Below are 23262 nucleotides of genomic sequence, written 5' to 3' on the forward strand. Positions count from 1 at the left end.
CTCAGTGCATGACCTCGGAGATGAACTGATCGATGCCCTCGTCTGCCGCGGCATCCCGCGCCAGCTCCTGTGAGCGGTCGAAGGGCAGGCCGAGGTGCTCGGACAGGGCGTCGGCGGCCTTCTCCGGCACCGGTTCGCCGCCGCTCTCGAGGTTGACCAGCATGTCCGCCAGACAGAGGAACAGGGCCTGCTGCCGGTAGTCCGGCGCAGCCAGGGGGGAGTGGTGCCAGTTGATCGGCTCGTGCAGATCGGGCGGCAGATCCCAGGACTTGAGCACGAGCGCTCCGACCACGCCGTGCTCGAGGCCCCAGTAGGCGTCCTCGGCCTTGCGGTAGGGGATGCCCCGTTCCTGGCGCAGCCGCTCGATTGCCAGCCAGTCACCCGGGGCGTGCATGGCCACGATCAACTTGCCCAGGTCGTGCAGCAGGCCAGCGGTGAAGAGGTTGTCCCTCTCCGGCCGTCCCGCCTCCGCGGCCAGCTGGAAGGCGGTCTGCCCCACGGTGAGCTGGTGCCGCCAGTAGGCCAGGAGGTCGAGCTCCTCGGGCAGGGTGTAGCCCTTGAGCATGCCGTGCACGCCCACGGCCATGACGATGTTGCGGATGTCCTTGATGCCCAGCACCGTGGCCGCGCGATGCACGGAGGTCACCTGGGACTGCAGGCCGTAGAAGGCGGAGTTGGCCACGGCCAGAAGGCGCGTGGTCAGTCCCTGGTCCGGGGCGATTGTCTCGGCGATGTCGTGCAGCGAGGCGGTGGATTCCTGGCCGGTCTGGGAAAAGAGACGCTGCAGGATCTTGGGGGAGAAGGGCAGGTCGTGGTGGACCCCCGCGAGCTGGCGCAGGAACTGCTGTCCGCGTTCGAGACTCATGGCGTGCCTCGCGGCCCTCCTAGAACTTGGGCAGGTTCAGGGTCATGCTTCCGGAGGCCTTGCCGCCGGACTCCGCCGTGTCCGCGCCGCTTTCGGCCGCGGGGCCGCCCTTGTCCATTGCCGCCTTGGGGCCGTCCGCCTTCGGAGCGGCCTTGGCCCGTCCGCGTCCCTTGTCCGCGCCTTTGTCGCGCGCGCGCTCCTTCACCTCGCCCGAGTCGGAGATGTATCCCCGGCGCACCAGGAAGTTCCAGAACTGCCTGGCGTCGTCGCTGCCGGGGTTCATCTCGAGCGCCCGGCGCAGATGGTCCGCGCAGCTCTTCATGTCGCCCTTCTCGTAATAGGCCCGGGCGATGTTGATCCAGAGATGGTCGTCCTCCTGCGTCAGCTCGATGGCGCGGCGGTAGTACTGCACCGCCTGGTCGTACATCTGGCTCTTGCGCAGGTTGATGCCGAAGTCGTTGAAAAGGTGCTTGTGCTCGCTGCCGAAGGCGGCGTCGAGCTTGACCAGGCGCTCGAAGATGTCGTTGGCCTTGTTCTTCTCGCCGCGGTCCATGTAGGTCAGGCCGAGGCCGAAGTTGGCGCGCACGTTCTCCTCGTCCACCTTGAGCGCGTGGCTGAACTCGAACTCCGCGCTGTAGAGCTCGCCGCTCTCACGGTGCTTCTCGCCGCGCGAGATGGTCCCGGAGAGTTCCTGCATCTTGGGAAAGACGGTGGAGACGTAGAACTCCGGCTCGGGAGAGAACTTCTGGAGGAACTCCTCCTTGGGCACCTGACGCTTGGGGCCCGAGGGGATGTAGTTCTTGTTGAGCGGCTGGACCTCGATGGAGTCGTCGTCCTGCTCCTGCACGAACCAGAAGGTCTTCTGGATGGTGCGGCGGCTGGTGGCCCCGGTGCCGAACTTGACCACGGACTGGGTGGAGAAGACGCCCTTGATCTCCTCGCGCCGCGAGGCGGCCTGCGGGGCCTTGTCCTCGGGGGCGGCGGAGCCGGTCGGGTCGGGTGAGTAGCGCATGTCCATGCAGTGTGCTCCTGGTCCGCTGCGTCGGCTTCAGCTCCCGGGGGAGGTGCGGCGCATGTCCTCGATGACCGCCGTCGCTGCGGCGGCCGGGTCCGCGGCCCTGGTTATGGGCCTGCCCACGACCAGGAAGTCCGCGCCCGCGGCCACGGCCTGGCCTGGCGTGGCCGTGCGGCGCTGGTCGTCGTTCGCCGCCGCGAGGCGGATGCCCGGGGTGAGGCAAAGAAAATTCGGGCCGTTCGCGGCCTTCACTGCGCCCGCCTCGTGCGGCGAGCAGACCACCCCGTCCATGCCATTGTCGAAGGCTTTCCCCGCGAGGTCAAGGGCCATGGCCGAGGGCGGCTTGACATATATCCCGTCCGTGTCCTCGGCGGCGAGGCTCGTGAGCATGGTCACGGCCATGAGCAGGGGGGCGTTCGCGCGCGGAAGCGTCGCGCGGGCCTCGGCCGCGGCCTGGAGCATGCGCGCGCCGCCCGAGGCGTGCAGGGTGACCATGTCCGCGCCGGTCGCGGCCACGGACAGCACCGCACCGCGCACGGTGTTCGGGATGTCGTGAAGCTTCAGGTCGCAGAAGACCTTGAAGCCCATCTCCTTGAAGCGCGCGATGATCCCGGGCCCCTCGGCCACGAAGAGTTCGAGCCCCACCTTGACCCAGGGGACCGTGCCCGCGAGGCTTTTCGCCAGCGCCACGGCCTCCTCGGCCTTCGGAAAGTCCAGGGCGACCACGAGCTCAGCGTTCGGGACGCGGCTCACGACGCCCCCTCCCATTGCGCCAGCAGGCGGGAAACCTGGCCGGGATCGGCGCTTGGGACCAGGGTGCGGGCAAGATACACGGCGCGCAGCGAGTCGTAGGCCTTCTCGAGGTCGTCGTTGACGATCCAGTAGTCGAACATGTCGGCGGCGGCCAGCTCGCCCGCGGCATTCCTCATGCGCTTGGCGATGGTCGCCTCGTCGTCCGTGCCGCGGCCGCGAAGGCGCGCCTCGAGCGAGGCCCGCGACGGCGGCAGGAGCATCGCGAAGCAGGCCCCGGGCAGGCTCTCCTTGAGCTGGCGGGCGCCCTGCACGTCGATGTCGAAGAGCACGTCGAAGCCCTGCTCGGCCAGGCCCCGCGTGAATTCGAGGGGAGTGCCGTAGCAGTTGCCGTGGACCTCGGCCCACTCGGCGAAGAATCCCTGGCCCGCAAGGCGCATGAACTCGTCCTTGTCGGTGAAGAAGTAGTCCTTGCCGTGCACCTCGCCCTCTCGCGGGGCGCGCGTGGTGTAGGAGACGGAGAAGCGGACGGAGGGGAATTCCCGGGTCAGGCGGCGCACCAGCGTGCTCTTGCCCGTTCCCGAGGGGGCGCACAGGACGTAGAACTGACCGATTCGGCTCACGCGTCCTCCTCCTCGGGCTGGCCGAAGCGCTGGCCCACGGTTTCCGCCTGGATGGCCGAGAGGACCACGTGGCCCGAGTCGGTGATGACTATGGAGCGCGTCTTGCGCCCCTGGGTGGCGTCGATGAGGCGCCCCTCGGTCTTCGCGTCCTCGCGCAGGCGTTTCATGGGGGAGGACGTCGGCGTGACGATGGCCACCACGCGCGAGGCGACCACGAAGTTGCCGAATCCGATGTTCAGCAGTCCCTGTTTCTGCATCACCAGCTCCTGATTCTATTCATCCGCCATCATTCGATATTCTGTATCTGCTCGCGGCATTTTTCAAGTTCGGCCTTGAAGTCGACCACGAGCTGCGAGATCTCGGCGTCCTGGGCCTTGTTGCCGCAGGTGTTGATCTCGCGGAACGACTCCTGGACCAGGAAATCGAGACGCTTGCCCATCTCTCCGCCCTTGGCCAGGACCTGGCCGATGCGTGTGAGGTGCGTGGCGAGCCTGGTCATCTCCTCGGAGACGTCGAGGCGGTCGGCGGCCACGGCGGCCTCCTGCAGCAGGCGGTCCTCGGACACGGCCGCGCCGCTGCCGTTCAGGAGCTGGGCCAGCCGTTCGCGCATCACGGCCATCTTCTCGGCGGGCAGGGCGGGCGTGCGCTCGGCGATGCGGTCGCGCAGCCCGCGAAGCGTCTCAAGGCGCGCGGTGATGTCCGCGCGCAGGGCTTCGCCCTCCTGGGCGCGGGTGCGATCCCAGGCGACGAGGGCCTCGCCCAGGGCCTTGGCCACGGTCCCGGCCAGGGCCTCGTCGGGCTCCTCCAGCGGCTCCTGCCACAGGGCCTGGACGGTCAGCAGGCGGCCGACGTCGGGCGTGAATTCCAGTCCGCGGGAGGCGGCGAACTCGGCCAGCCTGTCGAGCATGGCCCCGGCCTGGGGAGCGTTGAAGGCCAGGCCCGCGCTCGCGCCGCCCGTGAAGCGCACGTTGCAGTAGAGCTCGACCCGGCCGCGGCCGGCCACGCCGCGCAGGATCTTCTCCCATTCGCCTTCGAGGCTGCGCAGGAAGTTGGGGGCGCGCCACTTCATGTCCAGGAAGCGGCTGTTGACGCTCTTTATTTCCCAGGTCGCGGTGAAGGCCTCGGCGGAGATTTCCGCCCGCCCGAAGCCGGTCATGCTCTTGACCATGTCGTCTCCTTGTCGGGGCAATGCCGCCGCTGTGGCGCGGCGACGGGTCGGGCCTGTCTACGCCAAAGCGGCGCGGGCGTAAACACGCCCGCGCCCGCTCAGCCGAGCGGCTCGACTTCGATGAATCCCTGGCCGCCGCCCACCGGACGGCAGGCGACGATGGTCCGGCGTTCGACCTCGGGCGGCATCGCGGCGCCATCCTTCACGCGGCACTCCACGTAGTGCTGGCAGCGCCCCCGCCAGGGAGAGTCGTTCTCCAGCACCACGTCCAGCCGCTCCTGGGCGGCCAGGCGCTTGAGGAAGGTCCTGGCCTTGCGTCCGGCAAGGGCACGGAGTCGGGCCGCGCGGGCCTTCTTCTCGGGTTCGGGCACCTGGTCGGACATGGCGGCCGCGGCGGTTCCGGGCCTGCGCGAGTATGGAAAGACGTGGGCGTAGGTCAGGGGCAGGGCCGCCGCGGCCTCGAGTGTCCGTTCGGCGTCTCCCTCGCTCTCGCCCGGGAAGCCGCTGATGAAGTCCGCGCCCAGGCCGAACACGGGCCAGACCGCGCCCAAGCGGTCCAGGAAGCGGTGCACGTCCTCGGGACCGTAGTGGCCGCGGTGCATGCGGCCGAGCACGGCCGGGGCCAGGCTCTGCAGGGAAAGGTGCAGGTGCGGGCAGAGCATGCGGCTCTCGGACAGCGTCTCCAAGGCCTCGTCCGTGAGCTGGGCCGGGTCCAGGGAGGAGAGGCGCAGCCGCGCGCGGTCTCCCCACTCGGGGGCCAGGCGTTTCTCCAGGTGCCGCACGAGGCGCCAGAGGTTCATGCCCTTGCCGAGTCCCCGCCCGTAATGGCGTAGGTTCACGCCGCTGAGCGATATCTCCCGGACCCCGGCGGCCAGCAGGCGCTCGGCCTCGGCCAGGATGTCGGCCTCGGGCCGGGAGACGCTCGCGCCGCGCGTCAGGGGAACGATGCAGTAGGAGCAGCCGTGCGAACAGCCGTCCTGGATCTTGAGCACGGCTCGGGCGCGCGGATAGTCCGCGATGCGCAGCGCCGGGAAGCTTTTGGGCGCTGCCTGGCGCCCGTCTTCGTCCGTCGCCTCGCCCGGGGCCCCGTCGGAGGCGAAAGGCTTGAGACCGGCCAGGGCCGCCTTGGCCCGCTGCGGCAGGATCTCGGCCACGCCGGGAAGCTTGGCGATGGTCGCCCGGTCCTGCTCGGCCACGCAGCCCACGACGATGATCGCGGCCTCTGGATTCTCCCGGTTCGCTGCCCGGACAGAGGCGCGCACGTCGGCCACGGCCCTGGCCGTGACCGCGCAGGCGTTGATCACCACGAGGTCCGCATCGGCCGCTCCCGGCCGCTCGGCGAGCCCCCGCGCCAGCCACGCCTCGCGCAGCGCCTCGGTTTCGTACTGGTTGATCTTGCAGCCCAGGGTGACGATGCAGAAGCTTTCGGCCTCGGCCGTGATTTCCGTTTTGCTTTTCATTCGGATGCGCTATGAAGGGATAGGAGAAAAATTGTCCGTGCCGGAAAGCATACCCATGAATGCGCGCAATGCAATCCTGTTTTTCGTTTTCTGTCTGGGAGCGCTTTGCACGGGATGCCGTGTGGGAGTCTTCGCGGGCAGCGGTTCCACAGGCGTGGGCGTGGGCGGTGGCGGCAGCGTCGCCGTGGGCGGGAGCACGCGGCCCGTCACCCCGTATTCCTCGGATCGCGAGGCCATGCTGCTGCTCATCAGGAAGGGCGAGTACGAGACTGCGGCCAAGCGGCTGGAAGAGTTGCACGCGGCCGATCCCGACGACTGGCGCACACAGTTCTACCTGGGCCTCGCCTATGTGGGCCAGGAGCAGTTCGACAAGGGCTACGGCCTGATCAAGACCATCGTCATCCCCTTCGCCTTCCAGGAGAAGATGGAGATCAAGTGCACGGCCGAGTATGTGGAAGAGAAGAAGATGCCCGGACCCGAGGCCGTGAAGACGATGCTCGATTACTTCGCGATTTCCGAGCAGCGGCAGGATTATCGAGACAGGCCGCCGCCCTTCGGCGACCCGGACCTGATCTACGATTGCCCCCCGTTTCTGCGGGCGCCGCTCTTTTAGTGTGACGTCCGCAAAATACGCAAAGCCGTATTTTGCGGAAGATCGCTGCGCCGAAAACGTGGTTTTCGGCTTGCTCACGCCGCTGGCGGCGGAACCGTGCATTCGCCCGGTTCACGTGTCGCGTACGACTCCTGCGCAGCATATCGACTTTTTTCACGGACGCGACACTAGGAGGAGGTTTCATGGCGTTCACGACACCACGGACAGGACAATTCACCGCTTTCGGCCTTCTCGCGGCACTCCTGCTGCTCGCGGGATGCACGGACTATGCGCGGGGCAACTCCGCGCTGCGCCAGGACAAGCCCGGGGAGGCGGCGCAGGCCTACAGCCAGGTCCCTGCCGGGCAGCCGGACTACGATTCCGCGCGCGACCGCCTGGGGCTTGCCCTGCTCTGGGACGGCAAGCCCAAGGAGGCGGAGACCGTGCTGCGCGAGAACCTCTCGCGCGATCCCGAAGACTGGATGTCGAGCTATTATCTCGTCGGCACCCTGGCCTGCCAGGGGAAGAAGGACGAGGCCAGAAGGATGCTCGGCGACGTGCGCGCCACCTTCAAGCCCTTCATGACCATGGAGATGCGCCAGAACGTGGGGCAGCTCTTCGGCTTCGACCTCTCGTGTCCCGAGACGGCCAGCCGGCTGTGGGACATCCAGAAGACTGCCGAGGAGAACGAGTTCTGGCGCGAGGTGCGCGCTCGGGACAGCAACTGAGCTCAGAAGCTGACGTAGGCGGCGCCGTCGGCCCATTGCGCCAAAGAACAGCGCAGAGGGACGTCGAAACGCACGCCGCACTCGGCGTCCCGCGACCAGACGACCTCGGCGTTCTGTCCGCCCAGCAGCTCGCGCAGGGCGGAGGGGCACTGCGCGATGCGAAGCCGCGCGCCCGGGAACAAGGAGGATGCTGCACCCTCGTCGTCGCGCATCTCGAGGCGCATGCCCTCCGGGCCGACGTCGCGGATGCGGCAGGCGATGCGTCGCGCCGCCCCCGCCGCTGCGTCCGCGTTCGGAACCTCGGCGAGGACGATCTCGTCCAGCAGAATCGCGTTTCGGCCGCGGACCGTCTTGCGGGGCACGCGGCGGCGTTCGTTCTTCATGCGGCACCCCCGGAGAAAAGACTTAGAGCGCGGGAATGATCTCGTCAATGATCCCGCCCGCCAGGACGCGGCCCGTGTCGTCGGACAGGCAGGCTATCTGGCCCGGCGCGGGCAGGGAGCGGGGCGTGGGGAAGACGATGGTGAGGCGGTCGCCCTCAATGATCGCCTCGGCCTCGGCAGGGGCCTGGCGGTAGCGGGTCCGGGCGAGGACCTTCGCGGGCCATCGCGCGGGCGCGACAAGGAGGTTCAGGCGCGATGCGCGCACGCCCCTGCAGCGGGCCAGATCGGCCGTGCCGACGATGAGCGCGTTTCGCGCGGAATCCTTGGCCAGGACATAAAGGGGGTCGTGATGCGCCACGCCGATGCCCCGGCGCTGGCCCTCGGTGTGCCGCCACAGACCCTGGTGGCGGCCCACGACCTGCTCGCTTCCCGTGGCGTCCCGCAGGACGATGGGGCCCGGGCCGGGCAGGGGATGTCTGCGGCCCGCAAGGAATGTTTTGTAGTCGTCGCCGGGAACGAAGCAGACTTCCTGGCTCTCGCGCGGGAGCGGAGGCGGCAGGCCGCGCCGCGTGAGCTCCGCGAGCACGCGCTCCTTGCGCCAGCCGCCGAGCGGGAAGATGGCCCGTGCCAGGCGATCCTTCGGCACCAGGCAGAGAAAGTAGCTCTGGTCCTTTCCCTCGTCCGCCCCGGGCAGCAGGCGGATTTCCTCCTCTTCCCCGTCCCCTCGCATTTCGAGCCGCGCATAGTGCCCCGTGGCCACGCGCGACGCTCCCAAGCCCTGCGCGCGGTCGAGCAGCAGGCTGAACTTCACCTGCGCGTTGCACAGGCAGCAGGGATTGGGGGTGCGGCCTTCGGCGTAGGCCCGCGCGAAGGGTTCGACGACCAGCCGTGCGAACTCTTCCCGCAGGTCCAGGGAGTGGAACTCCACCCCGAGCGCTGCGCAGCGTTCGCCGAGCTCTGCTGCGAGCTCGTCGTGCGGCATGCGGCCCGGCGCATCGTCCAGGAAACGGCCGTGCACGCCGCAGACCTCGTGCCCCGCTTCCTTCAGCAGGACCAGGGCGAGCAGGCTGTCCCTTCCGCCGGACAGGGCCACGGCGATCATTGCGGTCACGTTCTTTTCGAATAGCAAAAAGTTTTGGAGGGAAGGGGAGAGGGGGCGGGAGAGGGGGAGGGAACCTTTTGGATAAGGTTCCCTCCCCCTCTCCCGATTCTCTTCATCTTTCTTACCTGAGCCCGGCGGGGTCGGGCAGGGGGGGGACGAGGGCTTCCAGGCCGTGGGCCACGGCGAGGAGGGCGTCTTCCTTGAAGTACTGCCCGAAGATCTGCAGCCCCACCGGCAGGCCGGATGTCTCGCCGAGGCCCGCGGGGATGCTCATGCCGGGCAGCCCAGCGAGGTTCAGGGAGATGGTGAAGATGTCCATGAGGTACATGGTCAGCGGATCGTCCACCACGCCGCCGATGGGGAAGGCGGGCACCGGGCAGGAGGGGCCGCAGATGACGTCGCATTTCTCGAACGCGTCCAGGAAGTCCTGGCGGATGAGGCGGCGGACCTGGGCGGCCTTGCGGTAGTAGGCGTCGTAGTAGCCCGAGGAGAGCACGTAGGTGCCGATGATGATGCGGCGCTGCACCTCGTCGCCGAAGCCCTGGGTGCGCGAGCGCTTGTACATGTCCAGCAGCTCTGCGGCGTCCTTGTCGCGGTGGCCGTAGCGCACGCCGTCGAAGCGGGCCAGGTTGGACGAGGCTTCGGCCATGGCCACGATGTAGTAGGTGGCGATGGCGTAGTCGGTATGCGGCAGGGAGACGTCCACGATCTCGGCGCCCGCGGCCACGGCGGCATCCACTGCCGCGCGGCAGCGCGCCAGTATTTCGCCCTCCACGCCCTGGCCCCAGTATTCCTTGGGCAGGCCGATGCGCACGCCCTTCAGGCTCTCGGCGCCCTTGAGCGCGGCCATGTAGTCGGGCACCGGGGACTTGACCGAGGTGGAGTCGCGCTCGTCGTGTCCGGCGATGACCTGGAGCACCTGGGCGGCGTCGGAGACGTTGCGGGCGAGCGGTCCGATCTGATCCAGGGAGGAGCCGTAGGCGACCATGCCATAGCGCGAGACGCGGCCGTAGGAGGGCTTGAGGCCCACGCAGCCGCAGAACGACGCGGGCAGGCGGATGGAGCCGCCGGTGTCCGTGCCGAGCGAGGCGAAGCACTGGCGCGCGGACACGGCCGCGCCCGAGCCGCCCGAGGAGCCGCCGGGCACTCGGGAGAGGTCCCAGGGGTTGCGCGTGACCTTGTAGGCCGAGTTCTCGGTGGAGGAGCCCATGGCGAACTCGTCCATGTTGGCCTTGCCGAGGATCACGGCGCCCGCGTCCTTGAGCCTCTTCACCGCCGTGGCGTCGAAGGGCGGGACGAAGCCCTCGAGGATCTTCGAGCCGCAGGTGGTGGGCGCGCCGCGCATGGCGAGCACGTCCTTGATGATCAAGGGCACGCCCCACAGGGGCTTGTCCGCGTCCGGGCCGTCCGCGTCCAGCTCGCGCGCGCGGGCGAGGGCCGCGTCGGCTTGCAGCGCGAGCAGGGCGTCCACCTTGGGTTCGGTTGCCGCGATGCGGTCCAGGCAGGCGCGTGTGGCGTCCTCGGCGGAGATTTCCTTGGTCAGGAGCATTCCGCGCAGTGCGAGCAGGCTCTTCGAAGTCAGGTCGCTCATGTCGCTTTTCTCGATCCTTGGTCTGGAAGTGAACGTCGGCAGGCGTCGGGCCGGATCAGACGATCTTCGGGACGATGAAGAACTGTCCGTCGTCCTCCGGCGCGTTGGCCAGGATTTCCTCGCGGGTGAACTCGCGGCGCACCTCGTCGGGCCTGAGCACGGTGACGTGCTCCACCGGCGTGTACATGGGCTCGACGTCCTCGGTGGGCACCTGGCCCAGCTTGTCCATGTATTCAAGGACCTGCCCGAGCTGCGGCGCGAAGAGCGCGGCCTTCTCCGGCGTCAGTTCCAGGCGGGCCAGGTGGGCTATCCTGGCCACGTCCTCGGCGGTGATCTTCATGTCGCTATCCTCTCGTCTCGTGTCGAATGCATGCCGACCGGCGCGGGCTAGTGGATCTGCCCGGCGGCCTTCTTGCGGTCGGCCTCATATTTTTCGCGCAGCGCCTTGATGCGTTCGTCGTGCTTGCCGCGCACGAATTCGAGCCGTTCCTTCAGGGCCTGGGGATCCGTGGGCGAGAGCCCTCCGTCCGCCGGAGTGAACAGGAAGAGATTCTCCCGCGCCTTGCCGGAATCGTCCCAGGCGATGGGCGCGAGGCTCCAGTCCATCTGCGCGGCGGACTGCATGCGGCGCGTCAGGCTCTGCGAGTTCCAGTCGCGTCCCAGGTTGCCCAGGCGGGCGCCGAAGCGGATGAAGTCGAAGCCGAGCGCGGTCCAGAAGTCGGGGCGCGGCAATCCCATGGAGTCCAGGTTCTGGCGCAGGGCCTGGGCGCCGGGGCTCGGGTTCTCCGGCCACCAGGAGCCGGGCGCGACCGACATGCCGAAGTAGTGCATGTCCGCGTCCGTGCCCGCTCCGATGGCCTGGCTCCAGAGCTCGGGGCCGAGGAACAGGAGCTGGTCCTGCTCGTAGAAGAAGAACTGCGGCACGATGAGCTGCGCCTGGGCCCAGCCGTCCGGAATGAAGACGGCCTGGAAGGAGGGTTCGGGCGGAGGCGGCCGGTCGCCGGTCACGGAGTCCTTGCCCGGCGCGTGCAGCATCTCGGCCACGGAACGGCCCCAGCGCTGCGGGTCTCCGGGGTAGTAGGTGCCGGTGGACGTCACGCTGCCGCCCTTGGCCGCGATCTCCTCCTGGAAGAGCTGCGCGGCCTTCATGCCGAAACGCTCCTGCGGGTAGAGCACCGCGAAGCGCTCGATGCCGAGGTCCTGCACGGAGATGCGCGCCAGGGCGCGGATCTGGTCCTCGAGGCTGTCGAAGAAGCGCCAGGCGTCGTGGCCTTCCTCGACGTCGCCGAGGGAGGGCATGAAGGCGAACACGGCGCGGCGGCCGAATTCGGAGGAGGCGGCGAGCTGCCGGAAGCGCTCCATCTCGAGCGGGCCGCCGACCACTGTGGCCTCGGCGGGCAGGGCGGAGAGCTGCGCCAGCCAGTCGCGGTCCTCGGTGTTGATCACGTGCACGGTGACCGGCACGCCCTGGCGGGAGAGCTGCCACTGCGCGGCACCGGCGCCGCGCAGGATGGACCAGCCCACCTGCTCGAAGCGGCCGGAGAGCGGCAGGAGCAGGGTCAGGTCGATGGTGGGCACGCCGCGCTTCTCCTCGAACTTGGCGAGGATGGCGGTCCAGGGGGCGGGCTTGGCGAAATGAAAGCGCCCCATCACGCCGCGCATGGTCTGCCAGGACCCGGCCCAGGCCTCGGATGAGGCATCGGCCTGGCGCGCCGCGAGCAGGAAGCGGACCTGCGGATAGGGGAAGCTCCATTCCTTTCCAGAGGGCGCGGCGGCGGCGAGGCTTTGGAGCTTGTCTGCGGAAAGCGGAGAGAGGGCGGAGAGCACCGTGTCCTCGAGGTCCGCCTTGTCCTGGACCGTGGGGGCCAGGGTATAGGCTGTGTTCAGGAGCGTCAGGGTGGAGGCGTCGGGCTCCTGCCGCAGACCGGTCTCGGCCGCGGCGCGCACCGCGGAGAAGCGGGTGCCCGCAGGGATGGACTTGTCCGCGGCGAAGGAGTCCAGCGCCTTGCGCAGGGAATCGGTTTCGCCCGTTGCGGCCAGTATCTCGATCTGCGCCGCGCGCCAGGCAGGCTTCTTGCGGACTTTGGGATCGGCCTGGGCCCAGGCGTCGAGCCCTTCGAGCGCTCCGCGCGCATGTCCCGCGCGCAGGGCCGAGAGGGTGTAGCGCTCGTGCCACTGCAGGCGCTGGGCAGGAGCGGCCTGACCGCGTTCGAGCATCTGGCCGTAGTAGAGCTCGCTCTTGTCCCAGTCCTGGTTGTCCCAGGCCTGGGCGGCTGCATCGTCCAAGGGGAGGCCCGGCGTCATGGCCGGGCGGGCACCTACGGGAGTCGCGGGCTGCTTCTGGCAGCCGGTCGCCGCCAGGGAGAGGAGCGCGACGAGGATGATCACTGTGCGTCGTGCGAACATCCGGTAAGTGTAGCCGGGAACCGGATGAAATAAAAGGCCCGGCACTCGGGATGGAGGCCTGAAAGACGGGAGGACGGGCAATAAAAAGGCCCGGCTCCTCGATCGAGGAGCCGGGCCGTGATCGTATTCTTTGTCCCGCGGGCGGGACGCGGCTTACTTGACCTCGGTGTAGTCGGCGTCGACCACGTCGTCGTCCGAGCCGCCGGATGCGCCGCCCTGGCCGGGCTGGGCGTCCGCACCGGCATGGGGCTGCTCGCCGCTCTGGGCCTTCTGGGCGTAGAGCTGCTCGGCCAGCTTGTGGGAGGCCTGGGCGAGCTCGTCGGAGGCCCGCTTGATGGCGTCGGCGTCGTCGGACTGCAGCGCGCTCTTCAGGGCGTTGACTTTGGACTCGATCTCGCCGCGAAGCGCCCCGTCCACCTTGTCGCCGAGGTCGCGCAGGGACTTCTCCGTGGTGTAGACCAGCTGGTCGGCCTGGTTGCGCGCCTCGATCAGGGCCTGCTTCTTCTTGTCCTCGTCGGAGTGCGACTCGGCTTCCTTGATCAGGCGCTGGATGTCGGTCTCGGAGAGGCCGGAGGAGGCGGTGATGCGGATCGACTGCTCCTTGCCGGTGCCCGTGTCCTTGGCCGAGACGTTGACGATGCCGTTGGCGTCGATGTCGAAGGTCACCTCGATCTGCGGCACGCCGCGCGGGGCGGGCACGATGCCGGTCAACTCGAAGCGGCCGAGCGTCATGTTGTCCGAGGCCATGGGGCGTTCGCCCTGGAGCACGTGGATGGAGACGGAGGGCTGGTTGTCCGCGGCCGTGGTGAAGACCTGGCTCTTGCGCGTGGGGATGGTCGTGTTGCGCTCGATGAGCTTGGTCATCACGCCGCCCATGGTCTCGATGCCGAGAGACAGCGGGGTGACGTCGAGGAGCAGCACGTCCTTCACGTCGCCGGCCAGGATGCCGCCCTGGATGGCCGCGCCCATGGCCACGACCTCGTCCGGGTTCACGGAGCGGTTGGGCTCCTTGCCGAAGAACTCGCCGACCTTCTTCTGCACCAGCGGCATGCGGGTCATGCCGCCGACGAGGATGACCTCGTCCACGTCCTTGGCCGAAAGGTTGGCGTCGGCCAGGGCCTTCTTGCAGGGGCCCATGGTGCGCTCGACCAGGTCCTCGACCAGGGCCTCGAGCTTGGAGCGGCTGATCTTCATCATCAGGTGCTTGGGACCGGAGGCGTCGGCGGTGACGAAGGGCAGGTTGACCTCCGTCTCCATGGCCGAGGAGAGCTCCTTCTTGGCCTTCTCCGCGGCCTCCTTCAGGCGCTGCAGGGCCATGCGGTCCTTGGAGAGGTCGATGCCGGACTCCTTGCGGAACTCCTCGACCAGGTAGTTCATGATGCGCTGGTCGAAGTCCTCGCCGCCGAGGAAGGTGTCGCCGTTGGTGGCGCGCACCTCGACGACGTTGTCGCCGACCTCGAGGATGGAGATGTCGAAGGTGCCGCCGCCCAGGTCGAAGACGGCGATCTTCTGGTTGTGCTTCTTGTCGAAGCCGTAGGCCAGGGAGGCGGCCGTGGGCTCGTTGATGATGCGCTTGACGTCGAGGCCGGCGATGCGACCGGCGTCCTTGGTGGCCTGGCGCTGCGAGTCGTTGAAGTAGGCGGGCACGGTGATGACCGCTTCGGTCACGGTCTCGCCCAGGTAGGCTTCGGCGTCGGCCTTGAGCTTCTGCAGGATCATGGCCGAGACCTCGGGCGGCGTGTACTTCTTGCCCATTACCTCGACCGCTGCCTCGCCGTTGGGACCGGAGACGATCTTGTAGGCGCAGTGCTTCAGCCACTCGCCGACCTGCGGCGTGTCGAAATTGCGGCCCATGAGCCTTTTCACTGCGTAGACGGTGCGGTCCGGGTTGGTGACGGACTGGCGCTTGGCGATCTCGCCGACCAGCCGCTCCTTGTCCGTGAAGGCCACGATGGAGGGGGTGGTGCGTCCGCCTTCAGGGTTGGTGACGCACTTGGGGTCCTTGCCCTCCATGACGTAGACGCAGGAGTTCGTGGTACCGAGGTCGATGCCGATGATTTTGCCCATTATTAATCCTCCAACAGATGGAATTTTTGCGTCGTGACGATGGAATTCGCGAGTCAACCACGAGGTATAACCACAATTCTCGCGGAGTAAAGGGCAAGACGGAAACTTTATGCGTTTTTCGCGATCATGACCTTGGCCGGACGGATGACCCGGCCGTTCAGCTTGTAACCGCGCTGCAAAATGGCGGCCACGTGGTTGTCCTCGAGTCCGGAATCCGCGGTGACGCCCACGGCCTCGGCCCAGGCGGGATCGAACTCGTCGCCGACCGCGCCGACCTGCTCCAGGCCGTGGCGGGCCAGGGAATCGAGGAAGAGCTTCACTGTCATCTCCACGCCGATCACGAGGTCCTTGCAGGCCTCGTTGCCGCGGCCGTGCGCCAGGGCCAGCTCGAGGTTGTCGAGCACTGGCACGAGATCGGAGAGCACGGTCTCAGTGGCGTACTTGCGGAACTCGTCCTTTTCGCGCTCCAGGCGGCGCTTGGCGTTCTCGAGCTCGGCCAGGGCGCGCAGCTTCTCGTCCTCGGCGCGGCGCAGGGCCTCGCGGAAGGCCTCCTCGGGGCTTTGGGCCTCGGCGTTCTCGGCGGATTCGGCAGTTTCGGGGGCCTCGGGGGCCATCTCCTTCTCATGTTCGGACATGCTCTTATGTACCTCCATACCTTTCATGCGGGTGCGGTGGGCCGGGCGGACGGGGCGCATGGGCGCCCCGCTAGAAACGCTTGCGCAGGATGTCGCTGATGGCGTCGGCGGTGCAGGAGACCACGGGCATGAGCCCGGCGTAGTTCATGCGCATGGGGCCCAGCAGGCCGATGACGCCGATGGCCTGTCCCTGGGCGCCGTAGGGGCGGGCGATGACCGAGAGGCCCGGGAAGGGCTCCCCGCCCATGAGGCCGTCGATGCCCTCCTGGCGGTCGGCGCTGTCGGGACGATCCAGGCGGTCGAGGCGGTCCAGGGAGACGAGCACGCCGCCCGACTCCATGACCCTGTCCAGGATGTCGAGCAGGCGGGTGCGCTCCTCGAGCATGGACAGCAGGCGGCGGATGCTCTCCGGACCGGCGAATTCGGGCTGCGAGATGACGTTCACCGCGCCTTCCACGAAGAGCTCGCGTTCGCTCTCGGCGGCGACGGTCTCGCTGGCCAGGCGCAGCGCCTGGGTGAAATATTCGGACAGGGCGCTCCTGGCGCGCTCCATCTCGCGCAGCAGGTGGGCGCGCACCTGGGAGACGGTCTTGTCCGTGAAGAGGTCGTTCAGATAGTTGGCGTAGCGCACGAGGTCGTCCGAGGTGACCGGCCGCTCGAGCTCCACGAGCTTCTTCTGGATGAGGCCGCCCTGGAGCACCAGGATGACCATCACCAGCGTGGGCTTGATGAGCGCAAACTCGATGCGCTTCCAGCAGACCTCGCCCTGCATGGGGGCCATGACCATGCAGACCTGCTTGGACAGGCCGGAAAGCAGGCGGCAGGCCTGGCGCAGCAGGTCCGAGATGTCGCCCGCGGCCTCGCCCAGGGAGGAGACGATGATGCGGCGCTCCGGCTCCGAGAGGAACGCGGGGCGCACGCCCTGCTCCAGGTAGAGCTCGAAGGCCAGGGCGGAGGGCACACGGCCGGCCGAGGTGTGGGGCTGCTCCAGGTAGCCCTTCTCGGTCAGGTCCGCCATGACGTTGCGGATCGAGGCAGGGGAGAGGCCGAGGCCGGACGCGCGAGAGACCGTGCGCGACCCCACCGGCTGTGCGGTTTCGATGTACAGCTCGATGATGGTGGTCAGCGTGCGCGTCTCGCGTTCGTTCAGGACCGGCATGGTCCGGCGTCTCCTTTGCCCTCGGGCATGGCTCGCTCCTATGGGAGTGCTCAATGCGGGTAACAACGGCCCCCCCACCTGTCAAGGGACGAGGCTTGGAACAAAAGGCCCTTCGCCCTTGCGCGAGGCCCCCGGAACAGGGATAGTGGCGTCCATGGAACTGCACGCCCTGGGATCGGTCAGCCTCGCCCTCGTGCTCGGCGTTACCGGCTATATCTTCGCCAAGCGCCTCTCCCTGCCCGCCATCCTCTTCTATCTCCTGGCCGGGCTCGCGGCGGGCCCCCTGGGCGCGGGCCTCGTGCGCAGCTCGGACCTCGGCGACGGACTCCTGCCGCTGGTCGAATTCGCCGTGGCCATCATCCTCTTCGAGGGCGGCCTCCTGCTCTCCACACGCGGCTTCCTGCAGGCGCCCAAGGCCATCGCCCGGCTGCTCAGCGTGACCATCGCGATCACCGCGGCCGGGGGCACGCTGCTGGCCCGGTTCGTGCTCGGCCTGTCCTGGGACATCGCGCTGCTCTTCGGCGTCATGGCCGTGGTCACCGGGCCGAGCGTCATCGGCCCGCTGCTCAAGAGCCTCTCCTTTCCCCCCCGGCTTCGCGCCCTGCTGCACTGGGAGTCCATCTGGGGCGACGTGATCGGCGTGGTCTTGAGCGCCGTGGCCCTCAAGTTCGCCTCCCTGGCCGACCCGGCCACGCAGGCAGGCGAGCTGGCGACGGGCTTCCTGCTCGCGCTGTGCGCGGGCGCCGCGCTCGGCGCGCTCGGCGGGCTCTTCCTTTCACGCATGGTCCTGCCGCTGGTGGAGACGCTGCACGACGAAGGGCTGCCGGGCGTGGCGGCCTTCGCCGTGGCCATGGGCACCTTCGTGCTCTCGGGCCATCTGGTGCCCAACTCCGGTCCCATCGCCGTGGCCGTGGCCGGGTTCTTCCTGGCGCACCAGAAGCCGCGCACCCTGGCCGCCATCCGCCACTTCAAGGACCAGCTCGCGGCGATCGTGGTGGGCACGCTCTTCGTCCTGCTCTCGGCCACGGTGGACCCGGGGCTGCTCGCGGCGCAGTGGCCGCGCATGCTCCTCGTGGCCGCCGGGCTCGGCATCGTGGTCCGCCCCGTGGCCGTGGCCGCGGCGCTCGCCGGGACCGAGGTGCCCGCGCGCGAGCGGCTCTACGCGGCCGTGGTCTCTCCGCGCGGCATCGTCTGCCTGGCCAGCGCCGCCTACGCCGGGCTGGTCATGCCTTCGCGCGGGCACGAGGCCGTGCTCATGCTCGACACCATCTTCATGGTGGTGCTCCTCTCCGGCAGCTGGGCCACGCTCATGGGCGGGCCGCTGGCCTCGCTCCTCAAGGTGCGGACCCCGCCCGAGACCTCGGGCATCATCCTGGTCGGCCTGAATCCCTTTTCGCGGGCCGTGGCGCGGGCGCTCGCGCATCACGTGCCCGTGGTCTTCGTGGACCCGCGGGCCGACCGCTGCGAAGAGGTCCGGACGCAGGGCGAGCGAGTCTTCTGCGCCGAGGTACTGGCCGAGGACATCTACGAGGAGGCCTTCAACGAGGGCTACGGACGGCTCTTGTGCCTCTCGCGCAACGACGCCCTGAACATGCTCGTGGCCGGACCGGCCGCGCGGCAGATGGGGGCCGGGCACGTCTGGCAGAGCCGGGCCGTGCGGCCGGAGAAGGCTTTCGCCCAGGAGGTCCAGGGGCTTCCCCTGGCCTTCCCCCCCGAACTCGTGATCGGCGAGGCGGCCGACGCCGTGTCAGAGGGGCGGGGACGGGTGGAGGAGCTGGGCTGCCCGCCGGGAGAGGCGCCCGGGGGGGCGAAGGTGGTGCCGCTCTTTCGCGTCACGCACGACGGCCGCGGCGTGCAGGTCGTGACCGACGCCGCGGACGTGGCAGGCACCGAGGGGCGCTGCCTGTGCTATCTGGAGGATGGGCAGGCCTTTTCCGGCTAGTCGTCGTGCTCGGTCAGACCGAGATCCCTGAAGACATAGTCGCGCAGCCCCTGCTCCCAGGGGCGCGGTGTCGCCCCGGTGGCGTGGGTGAACTTGTCCAGGTCGAGGACCGAGTATCTCGGCCGCTTGGCCTTGGCCGGCCATTCGGCGCTGGTGATGGGCTCCACGCGGCAGCGCAGCCCGGCCAGCTTGATGGCCTCCGCGGCCAGCTCGCACCATGTCGCCTTGCCGCTCGAGCAGAGGTGGAAGAGGCCGCTCGCGCCGGATTCGAGGAGCAGGACGGAGTTGACCGCGAGGTCCGGCGTGTAGGTCGGCGAGCCGGTCTGGTCCGCGACCACGCTGAGCTTGTCCCGCTCCTTGGCCAGGTGGAGGATCTTGGAGACGAAGTTCTCCTTGCCCGGGCCGAAGAGCCACGACGTGCGGATGACGAGCAGCCCCGGCGAGTCGATCTCGAAGAGCACCTGCTCCCCGGCGAGCTTGGTCTGGCCGTAGACCGACTCGGGCGAGGGCTTGTCCTCCGGGGTGTAGGGTGCGTCCTTCCTGCCGTCGAAGACGAAGTCCGTGGAGTAGTGCACGAGCGGGACGGCAAGCTCGCGCGCCGTGAGGCCGATGAGGCGGGGCAGATTGCGGTTCAGGCGGCAGGCCTCGTCGCGGTCGTCCTCGGCCTTGTCCACCGCGGTGTAGGCCACGGTGTTGAAGATGGCCGAGGCCTCGTGCTCGCGGCAGTGGTCGCGCAGCTTCCCCTGGTCGAAGGGGTCGAAGTCGGACCGTCCCACGGGCAGGGCCTCCCAGCCCGCTGCCGTGAGCGCCTCGCACAGGGCCCGGCCGAGCAGGCCGCTGCGCCCGCCGAGGACCACGGCACGTTTGCCTCCGCTCATCGGCGATCTCCGTACCAGGCGTCCATGAAATCCCGGTAGGCGCCGCTCTGCACGGATTCGAGCCAGGCCTCGTTGTCGCGGTACCAGGCCACGGTGGCGGCCAGGCCGTCGGCAAAGGATATCTCCGGCGTGAAGCCGAGCGCCTTGCGGGCGTACTCGAAGCCCATGGCGTAGCGCCGGTCGTGGCCGGGACGGTCGGTGACGTGGCGGATGAGGCTCTCCGGCTTGCCGAGGATGGCGAGCAGGGTGCGCACCACCTCGATGTTCGCCTTCTCGTTGTCGCTGCCGAAGTTGTAGACCTCGCCCGGCGTGCCCTTCATGAGGGCCAGCTCCACGCCGCGGCAGTGGTCCAGCACGTGGATCCAGTCGCGCACCTGCATCCCGTCGCCGTAAACGGGCAGGGCCTCGTCGCTCCTGGCCTTCATGATCATCAGCGGGATGAGCTTCTCCGGAAACTGGTAGGGCCCGTAGTTGTTGGAGCAGCGCGTCACCAGCACGGGCAGGCCGTAAGTCTTGAAGTAGGCGCGGCAGAGCATGTCCGCCGAGGCCTTGGAGGCCGAGTAGGGCGAGTTGGGCGCGAGGGGGGTCGTCTCGACGAACTTCCCCTCGGGGCCGAGCGCGCCGTAGACCTCGTCCGTGGAGACGTGGACGAAGCGGGCCAGCCCGACGCGGCGGGCGACCTCGAGCAGCACCTGCGTGCCCATGACGTTGGTCGTCAGGAAGGGCGCGGGGTCGGCGATGGAGCGGTCGACGTGGGTCTCGGCCGCGAAGTTGACCACGGCGTCGATGGCCTGGTCGCGCAGGATTGACTCGACCAGACAGGAGTCGGCGATGTCGCCCCTGACGAAGAGGTAGCGCGAGCCGCCGAGTTTTTCCTCGATGTCCCGCAGGTTCAGCGGGTTGCCGGCATAGGTCAGCTTGTCGAGGTTGACGATGATGACGTCGTCGCGCGTGGCGAGAAGATGGCGGATGAAGTTGCTGCCGATGAAGCCGCATCCGCCCGTGACGAGCAGCCGCATGGGATTCCCCCCAGGCAGTGGACTCGGGTGGTTTACCCGGTCCCGCAAGCCTTATAGGAAAGGCTCCGGCATGGCAAATCCGGAAAAAACCGAAAAAAGGGCTTGCGGAGGTCCGGGGTTTTGCGTATCTAGTCTCTCCCTTCGGGCGATTAACTCAGCGGTTAGAGTGCCATCTTCACACGGTGGAAGTCGAAGGTTCAAATCCTTCATCGCCCACCACGGAATCAAAAGCCCTGGTTCGCCAGGGCTTTTTTCTTTTTCGGAGTCCAGCATGCACGTGGTTCTCTTCGAGCCGGAAATCCCTCCCAACACGGGCAGCATCGCCCGGCTGTGCGCGGCCACGGACACCCCCCTGCACCTCGTGGGCAAGCTCGGCTTCTCGCTCGAGGACCGGTACCTCAAGCGTGCCGGGCTGGACTACTGGCCCCACGTGCGACTCTCCGTCTGGGAGACCTGGGAGGAGTTCGAGAAGAAGGTCGCGCCGTCTCGCCTGGTCCTGTCCAGCGCCAGGCGGGGCACGCCGCACCACGAGTTCGCCTACCGGCCGGACGACGCCCTGGTCCTGGGCTGCGAGACCCGCGGCCTTCCGGACTGGTTCTTCGAGCGCTACGCCGACCACGTGCGCATCCCCATCTGGGGGCAGGTGCGCAGCATCAACATCGCCAATGCGGCCTCCGTGCTCCTCTACGAGGCCTATCGCCAGACGGGCGGACTCACCGGCAGATAGCCGCCGTTCACGGCCTCGATCCGGCTTGCGACAGGGCTTTTCGTGCGCCGGGGGTGTGCTCCCGTGCGCTTTAAGGTATGCTCCGCGTACGCGGCCTCCTGGCCCCGACGCGCCGGGGCACGGAAATCCGTTCCGCCCGGCCTGCTGCGGCCTCACCACTAGGAGCATGCGCATGGATATCTTCGGCTTTCCCGGCTATTGGATTCCCCTGGCCGCCCTGGCCCTGGATCTGGCTTTCGGCGATCCGCAGCGCCTGCCGCATCCCGTCCGCCTGATCGGCCGCCTGCTCGACGCCGAGGAGGCGGCGGCCGTGCGGCTGTCCGAGAACCTGCGCCGTCCTGCGGGCATCGCCTTCGTTGTCTGCAACGCCGCCCTGGCGTTTCTCGTCGCCAAGCTGTTGTGCCGCCTCCCGGCCGTCGGCCCGCTCGTGGCGCTCTACCTCGCGTTCGCCGGGCTGGCCCTGGGGCAGCTGCTGCGCGAGGGCAGGGCGGTTTCCCGGGCGCTCGAGGGCGGCCGACTGGACGAGGCGCGCGGCCTGCTCGCCGGGCTGGTCACGCGGGACACCTCGGCCATGGGGCCGGACGAGGTGCGCAAGGCGCTGGCCGAGACCCTGTCCGAGAACCTCTGCGACGGCCTCGTGGCCCCCTTCTTCTTTCTGGTCCTCGGCGGGGTGCCGCTGCTGTGGGCCTACAAGACGGTCTCCACCATGGACTCCATGTGGGGCTACCGTACGCCCCGCTTCGAGCGCCTGGGCTTTGCCGCGGCCAGGACCGACGACGTGCTGGCCTTCCTGCCCGCCCGCTTGACGGCCCTGGCGCTGCTCGCGGCCGGCTGGCTCGGCGGCAGGCGCCCCGAGGACGGATTCACCCGGATATGGTCGGACGCGCGCCGCATGGAAAGCCCCAACGCGGGCTGGCCCATGTCCGCTGCGGCCTGGGTCATGGACGCGGCCATGGGCGGCCCGGCCGTGTACTTCGGCAAGCGCAAGGACAAGCCCGTGCTCGGCCCGGCAGGCCGCACCTGGAGCGCCGCGAAGCTGAACGGCCTGGAGCGGCTCCTGGCCGTTTCCGGCTTCGGACTCTGCCTGTGCATGCTCGCCTATTTCGGCCTGCTCATGGCCCGGGGATGATGCGCCTGATAATGCTCGTGCAGCGGTGGTGATGCATAGATGGGCATATGCAGCAGCGACGCAATACGGCTCCGCCATGAACGCCGGACATGATTCCGTGTCCCATCCGGCGCGGATCGACAGGACGGGGAGAGCCCCTGCCGCATGAGCACTGCGGGGGCTTTCCGGCGGCCGGATGTTGCCGCGACGCATTCCTGACATACTCTTGACACACCCGGTTTTGAACGGTCCGGAACTGGGGTTCAGTTCCGTTCCCCTCCTCTTTGAAGGTCGATGCAGAATCGGGATTCGGTCTTTGGCTGGGGTCTGCTTCCGGTTTTAAATCGCGCCTGCGGCATTTTTTTTCTGTTGTAGTTGCGGAAGGTATTGCCAAGAAGCGATGCATATACTAGAGCAATGATCGTTTTGCATAGAAACCTTGACCGTGTCCAATGAAGACCGAGGGCGCAAGAGCGTCCCGTCCCACGGCAAAGGGCAACAAAATTTCGTATCAGAAGGAACCAAGGAGAGAGCCGAAAATGGACGACTTTCTGAAAGAAGCGTTGGAAATCGTGAAGGCCCAGGCCAGCGTCCGCACCATGACCGAGGAAGAGATGCTCTCCATGGTGCGCGCCCTTTCGAGCGGCATCCAGAACATTGCCGGACCCCGCCCCGAGGAAGAAGAGGGCGAGATCATCGCCGACCCCAAGAAGGCGATCAAGGAAAAATCCATCCAGTGCCTCGAGTGCGGCAAGGCTTTCAAGATTCTGACCAAGAAGCACCTTGCCACCCACGGCCTCACCCCGGACGAGTACCGTGCCAAGTACGGCTACCCCAAGAAGGCCGCGCTGGTGTGCAAGTCCCTGCAGCGTGAGCGCCGCAAGAAGATGAAGGACATGAAGCTGTGGGAGAAGCGCACGGGCCGCAAGAAGTAGGCCGCGCTTCCGCACAACGAATGCAGAAAGCCCCCGCACGTCCTCCTCCTGGGGCTTTCTGCATTCGTCGCCTGAACGCCGCGGGCTCTCCTACTTGCCGAATTCGAGG

Annotated in this window: 23 protein-coding genes and 1 tRNA gene; 7 read left to right on the top strand and 17 right to left on the bottom strand. The window is 68.1% G+C overall.

All coding sequences use genetic code 11. From position 1 onward, the window contains the following. Window position 1: 1 nt before the first annotated feature. The 7 genes from DSX2_RS11095 to DSX2_RS11125 all read right to left on the bottom strand — a co-directional run bounded on the left by DSX2_RS11095 (window position 2) and on the right by DSX2_RS11125 (window position 5881). Window positions 2-865, bottom strand: coding sequence for an HDOD domain-containing protein (locus DSX2_RS11095; protein ID WP_020881130.1), 864 nt, complete (start codon window positions 863-865; stop codon window positions 2-4). Between the two features lie 19 nt (window positions 866-884). Further along, window positions 885-1883, bottom strand: coding sequence for a lipopolysaccharide assembly protein LapB (locus tag DSX2_RS11100; protein ID WP_020881131.1), 999 nt, complete (start codon window positions 1881-1883; stop codon window positions 885-887). Window positions 1884-1913: 30 nt separating this feature from the next. Then, a complete protein-coding gene (gene pyrF / locus DSX2_RS11105) occupies window positions 1914-2633 on the bottom strand; it encodes an orotidine-5'-phosphate decarboxylase (RefSeq protein WP_020881132.1) in 720 nt (239 codons plus the stop codon). Beyond that, window positions 2630-3253, bottom strand: coding sequence for a guanylate kinase (gene gmk / locus DSX2_RS11110; protein ID WP_020881133.1), 624 nt, complete (start codon window positions 3251-3253; stop codon window positions 2630-2632). The genes pyrF and gmk overlap by 4 nt, the downstream gene beginning before the upstream one ends. After that, window positions 3250-3510 carry a DUF370 domain-containing protein gene (locus DSX2_RS11115; protein ID WP_020881134.1) on the bottom strand — a complete coding sequence of 87 codons (261 nt, stop codon included), beginning with the start codon at window positions 3508-3510 and terminating at the stop codon, window positions 3250-3252. Before DSX2_RS11115 ends, gmk begins: the two co-directional genes overlap by 4 nt. A gap of 29 nt (window positions 3511-3539) precedes the next feature. Beyond that, entirely contained in the window at window positions 3540-4421 is an 882-nt protein-coding gene (locus DSX2_RS11120) for a YicC/YloC family endoribonuclease (RefSeq protein ID WP_020881135.1), read from the bottom strand. A gap of 98 nt (window positions 4422-4519) precedes the next feature. After that, window positions 4520-5881 (bottom strand): MiaB/RimO family radical SAM methylthiotransferase, encoded by a 1362-nt coding sequence (locus tag DSX2_RS11125; RefSeq protein ID WP_020881136.1) that lies wholly within the window; start codon window positions 5879-5881, stop codon window positions 4520-4522. A 121-nt stretch (window positions 5882-6002) separates the two neighbouring features. Between DSX2_RS11125 and DSX2_RS18710 the strand changes: the two genes are divergently transcribed. Beyond that, window positions 6003-6494, top strand: a complete 492-nt coding sequence (locus DSX2_RS18710; protein ID WP_201764410.1) for a tetratricopeptide repeat protein — start codon at window positions 6003-6005, stop codon at window positions 6492-6494. A 182-nt stretch (window positions 6495-6676) separates the two neighbouring features. After that, on the top strand, window positions 6677-7201 hold the full coding sequence (locus tag DSX2_RS11135; protein ID WP_020881138.1) for a M48 family metallopeptidase: 525 nt from the start codon (window positions 6677-6679) through the stop codon (window positions 7199-7201). 2 nt (window positions 7202-7203) lie between these two features. On the opposite strand, the gene DSX2_RS11140 is transcribed toward DSX2_RS11135, so the two are convergent. The 8 genes from DSX2_RS11140 to hrcA all read right to left on the bottom strand — a co-directional run bounded on the left by DSX2_RS11140 (window position 7204) and on the right by hrcA (window position 16544). Further along, the gene (locus DSX2_RS11140; RefSeq protein ID WP_020881139.1) at window positions 7204-7584 is read right to left on the bottom strand and encodes a hypothetical protein; all 381 of its coding nucleotides are present in this window, start codon (window positions 7582-7584) and stop codon (window positions 7204-7206) included. 22 nt (window positions 7585-7606) lie between these two features. After that, complete coding sequence (gene mnmA / locus DSX2_RS11145) at window positions 7607-8686, bottom strand: tRNA 2-thiouridine(34) synthase MnmA (protein WP_020881140.1); 1080 nt, start codon at window positions 8684-8686, stop codon at window positions 7607-7609. A gap of 121 nt (window positions 8687-8807) precedes the next feature. After that, window positions 8808-10277, bottom strand: a complete 1470-nt coding sequence (gene gatA, locus DSX2_RS11150; protein ID WP_020881141.1) for an Asp-tRNA(Asn)/Glu-tRNA(Gln) amidotransferase subunit GatA — start codon at window positions 10275-10277, stop codon at window positions 8808-8810. 55 nt (window positions 10278-10332) lie between these two features. Further along, on the bottom strand, window positions 10333-10617 hold the full coding sequence (gene gatC, locus DSX2_RS11155) for an Asp-tRNA(Asn)/Glu-tRNA(Gln) amidotransferase subunit GatC (protein ID WP_020881142.1): 285 nt from the start codon (window positions 10615-10617) through the stop codon (window positions 10333-10335). Between the two features lie 47 nt (window positions 10618-10664). Then, window positions 10665-12665, bottom strand: a complete 2001-nt coding sequence (locus DSX2_RS11160) for a penicillin-binding protein activator (protein ID WP_236615111.1) — start codon at window positions 12663-12665, stop codon at window positions 10665-10667. Window positions 12666-12836: 171 nt separating this feature from the next. Next, complete coding sequence (gene dnaK / locus DSX2_RS11165; protein WP_020881144.1) at window positions 12837-14750, bottom strand: molecular chaperone DnaK; 1914 nt, start codon at window positions 14748-14750, stop codon at window positions 12837-12839. A 107-nt stretch (window positions 14751-14857) separates the two neighbouring features. Further along, window positions 14858-15445, bottom strand: a complete 588-nt coding sequence (gene grpE / locus DSX2_RS11170) for a nucleotide exchange factor GrpE (protein ID WP_328285329.1) — start codon at window positions 15443-15445, stop codon at window positions 14858-14860. A gap of 10 nt (window positions 15446-15455) precedes the next feature. After that, entirely contained in the window at window positions 15456-16544 is a 1089-nt protein-coding gene (gene hrcA, locus DSX2_RS11175; RefSeq protein ID WP_020881146.1) for a heat-inducible transcriptional repressor HrcA, read from the bottom strand. A gap of 154 nt (window positions 16545-16698) precedes the next feature. Here hrcA and DSX2_RS11180 point away from each other — a divergent pair, with 154 nt between their 5' ends. Next, entirely contained in the window at window positions 16699-18486 is a 1788-nt protein-coding gene (locus tag DSX2_RS11180) for a sodium:proton antiporter (protein ID WP_035041952.1), read from the top strand. On the opposite strand, the gene rfbD is transcribed toward DSX2_RS11180, so the two are convergent. Together rfbD and rfbB are read right to left on the bottom strand one after the other, a co-directional pair. Continuing rightward, entirely contained in the window at window positions 18483-19364 is an 882-nt protein-coding gene (rfbD, locus tag DSX2_RS11185; RefSeq protein WP_035041955.1) for a dTDP-4-dehydrorhamnose reductase, read from the bottom strand. The genes DSX2_RS11180 and rfbD overlap by 4 nt on opposite strands. Beyond that, window positions 19361-20383, bottom strand: a complete 1023-nt coding sequence (gene rfbB, locus DSX2_RS11190; protein ID WP_020881149.1) for a dTDP-glucose 4,6-dehydratase — start codon at window positions 20381-20383, stop codon at window positions 19361-19363. Before rfbB ends, rfbD begins: the two co-directional genes overlap by 4 nt. 143 nt (window positions 20384-20526) lie before the next feature. Between rfbB and DSX2_RS11195 the strand changes: the two genes are divergently transcribed. The 4 genes from DSX2_RS11195 (at window position 20527) to DSX2_RS11210 (ending at window position 23153) form a co-directional block, all read left to right on the top strand. Continuing rightward, window positions 20527-20602, top strand: a tRNA-Val gene (locus tag DSX2_RS11195). A gap of 52 nt (window positions 20603-20654) precedes the next feature. Further along, window positions 20655-21110 (top strand): tRNA (cytidine(34)-2'-O)-methyltransferase, encoded by a 456-nt coding sequence (locus DSX2_RS11200; protein ID WP_020881150.1) that lies wholly within the window; start codon window positions 20655-20657, stop codon window positions 21108-21110. A gap of 172 nt (window positions 21111-21282) precedes the next feature. Then, entirely contained in the window at window positions 21283-22239 is a 957-nt protein-coding gene (locus DSX2_RS11205; RefSeq protein WP_020881151.1) for a CobD/CbiB family cobalamin biosynthesis protein, read from the top strand. A gap of 518 nt (window positions 22240-22757) precedes the next feature. Next, window positions 22758-23153 (top strand): MucR family transcriptional regulator, encoded by a 396-nt coding sequence (locus DSX2_RS11210; RefSeq protein WP_020881152.1) that lies wholly within the window; start codon window positions 22758-22760, stop codon window positions 23151-23153. The last annotated feature ends 109 nt before the right edge of the window (window positions 23154-23262 follow it).

The sequence above is a fragment of the Desulfovibrio sp. X2 genome (assembly GCF_000422205.1).
In the GTDB taxonomy this organism is placed as follows: Bacteria; Desulfobacterota; Desulfovibrionia; order Desulfovibrionales; family Desulfovibrionaceae; genus Alkalidesulfovibrio.

Excerpts from the sequence above, each read along its gene's own strand:
- DSX2_RS11180 (WP_035041952.1), top strand. The coding sequence starts at position 16,699 with ATGGAACTGCACGCCCTGGGATCGGTCAGCCTCGCCCTCGTGCTCGGC.
- dnaK (WP_020881144.1), bottom strand. The coding sequence starts at position 14,750 with ATGGGCAAAATCATCGGCATCGACCTCGGTACCACGAACTCCTGCGTC.
- DSX2_RS11200 (WP_020881150.1), top strand. The coding sequence starts at position 20,655 with ATGCACGTGGTTCTCTTCGAGCCGGAAATCCCTCCCAACACGGGCAGC.
- grpE (WP_328285329.1), bottom strand. The coding sequence starts at position 15,445 with ATGCGCCCCGTCCGCCCGGCCCACCGCACCCGCATGAAAGGTATGGAG.
- DSX2_RS11140 (WP_020881139.1), bottom strand. The coding sequence starts at position 7,584 with ATGAAGAACGAACGCCGCCGCGTGCCCCGCAAGACGGTCCGCGGCCGA.
- DSX2_RS11125 (WP_020881136.1), bottom strand. The coding sequence starts at position 5,881 with ATGAAAAGCAAAACGGAAATCACGGCCGAGGCCGAAAGCTTCTGCATC.
- DSX2_RS11210 (WP_020881152.1), top strand. The coding sequence starts at position 22,758 with ATGGACGACTTTCTGAAAGAAGCGTTGGAAATCGTGAAGGCCCAGGCC.
- hrcA (WP_020881146.1), bottom strand. The coding sequence starts at position 16,544 with ATGCCGGTCCTGAACGAACGCGAGACGCGCACGCTGACCACCATCATC.
- mnmA (WP_020881140.1), bottom strand. The coding sequence starts at position 8,686 with ATGATCGCCGTGGCCCTGTCCGGCGGAAGGGACAGCCTGCTCGCCCTG.
- DSX2_RS11120 (WP_020881135.1), bottom strand. The coding sequence starts at position 4,421 with ATGGTCAAGAGCATGACCGGCTTCGGGCGGGCGGAAATCTCCGCCGAG.
- DSX2_RS11205 (WP_020881151.1), top strand. The coding sequence starts at position 21,283 with ATGGATATCTTCGGCTTTCCCGGCTATTGGATTCCCCTGGCCGCCCTG.
- DSX2_RS11135 (WP_020881138.1), top strand. The coding sequence starts at position 6,677 with ATGGCGTTCACGACACCACGGACAGGACAATTCACCGCTTTCGGCCTT.
- DSX2_RS11095 (WP_020881130.1), bottom strand. The coding sequence starts at position 865 with ATGAGTCTCGAACGCGGACAGCAGTTCCTGCGCCAGCTCGCGGGGGTC.
- rfbD (WP_035041955.1), bottom strand. The coding sequence starts at position 19,364 with ATGAGCGGAGGCAAACGTGCCGTGGTCCTCGGCGGGCGCAGCGGCCTG.
- DSX2_RS11115 (WP_020881134.1), bottom strand. The coding sequence starts at position 3,510 with ATGCAGAAACAGGGACTGCTGAACATCGGATTCGGCAACTTCGTGGTC.
- rfbB (WP_020881149.1), bottom strand. The coding sequence starts at position 20,383 with ATGCGGCTGCTCGTCACGGGCGGATGCGGCTTCATCGGCAGCAACTTC.
- DSX2_RS11100 (WP_020881131.1), bottom strand. The coding sequence starts at position 1,883 with ATGGACATGCGCTACTCACCCGACCCGACCGGCTCCGCCGCCCCCGAG.
- gatC (WP_020881142.1), bottom strand. The coding sequence starts at position 10,617 with ATGAAGATCACCGCCGAGGACGTGGCCAGGATAGCCCACCTGGCCCGC.
- gatA (WP_020881141.1), bottom strand. The coding sequence starts at position 10,277 with ATGAGCGACCTGACTTCGAAGAGCCTGCTCGCACTGCGCGGAATGCTC.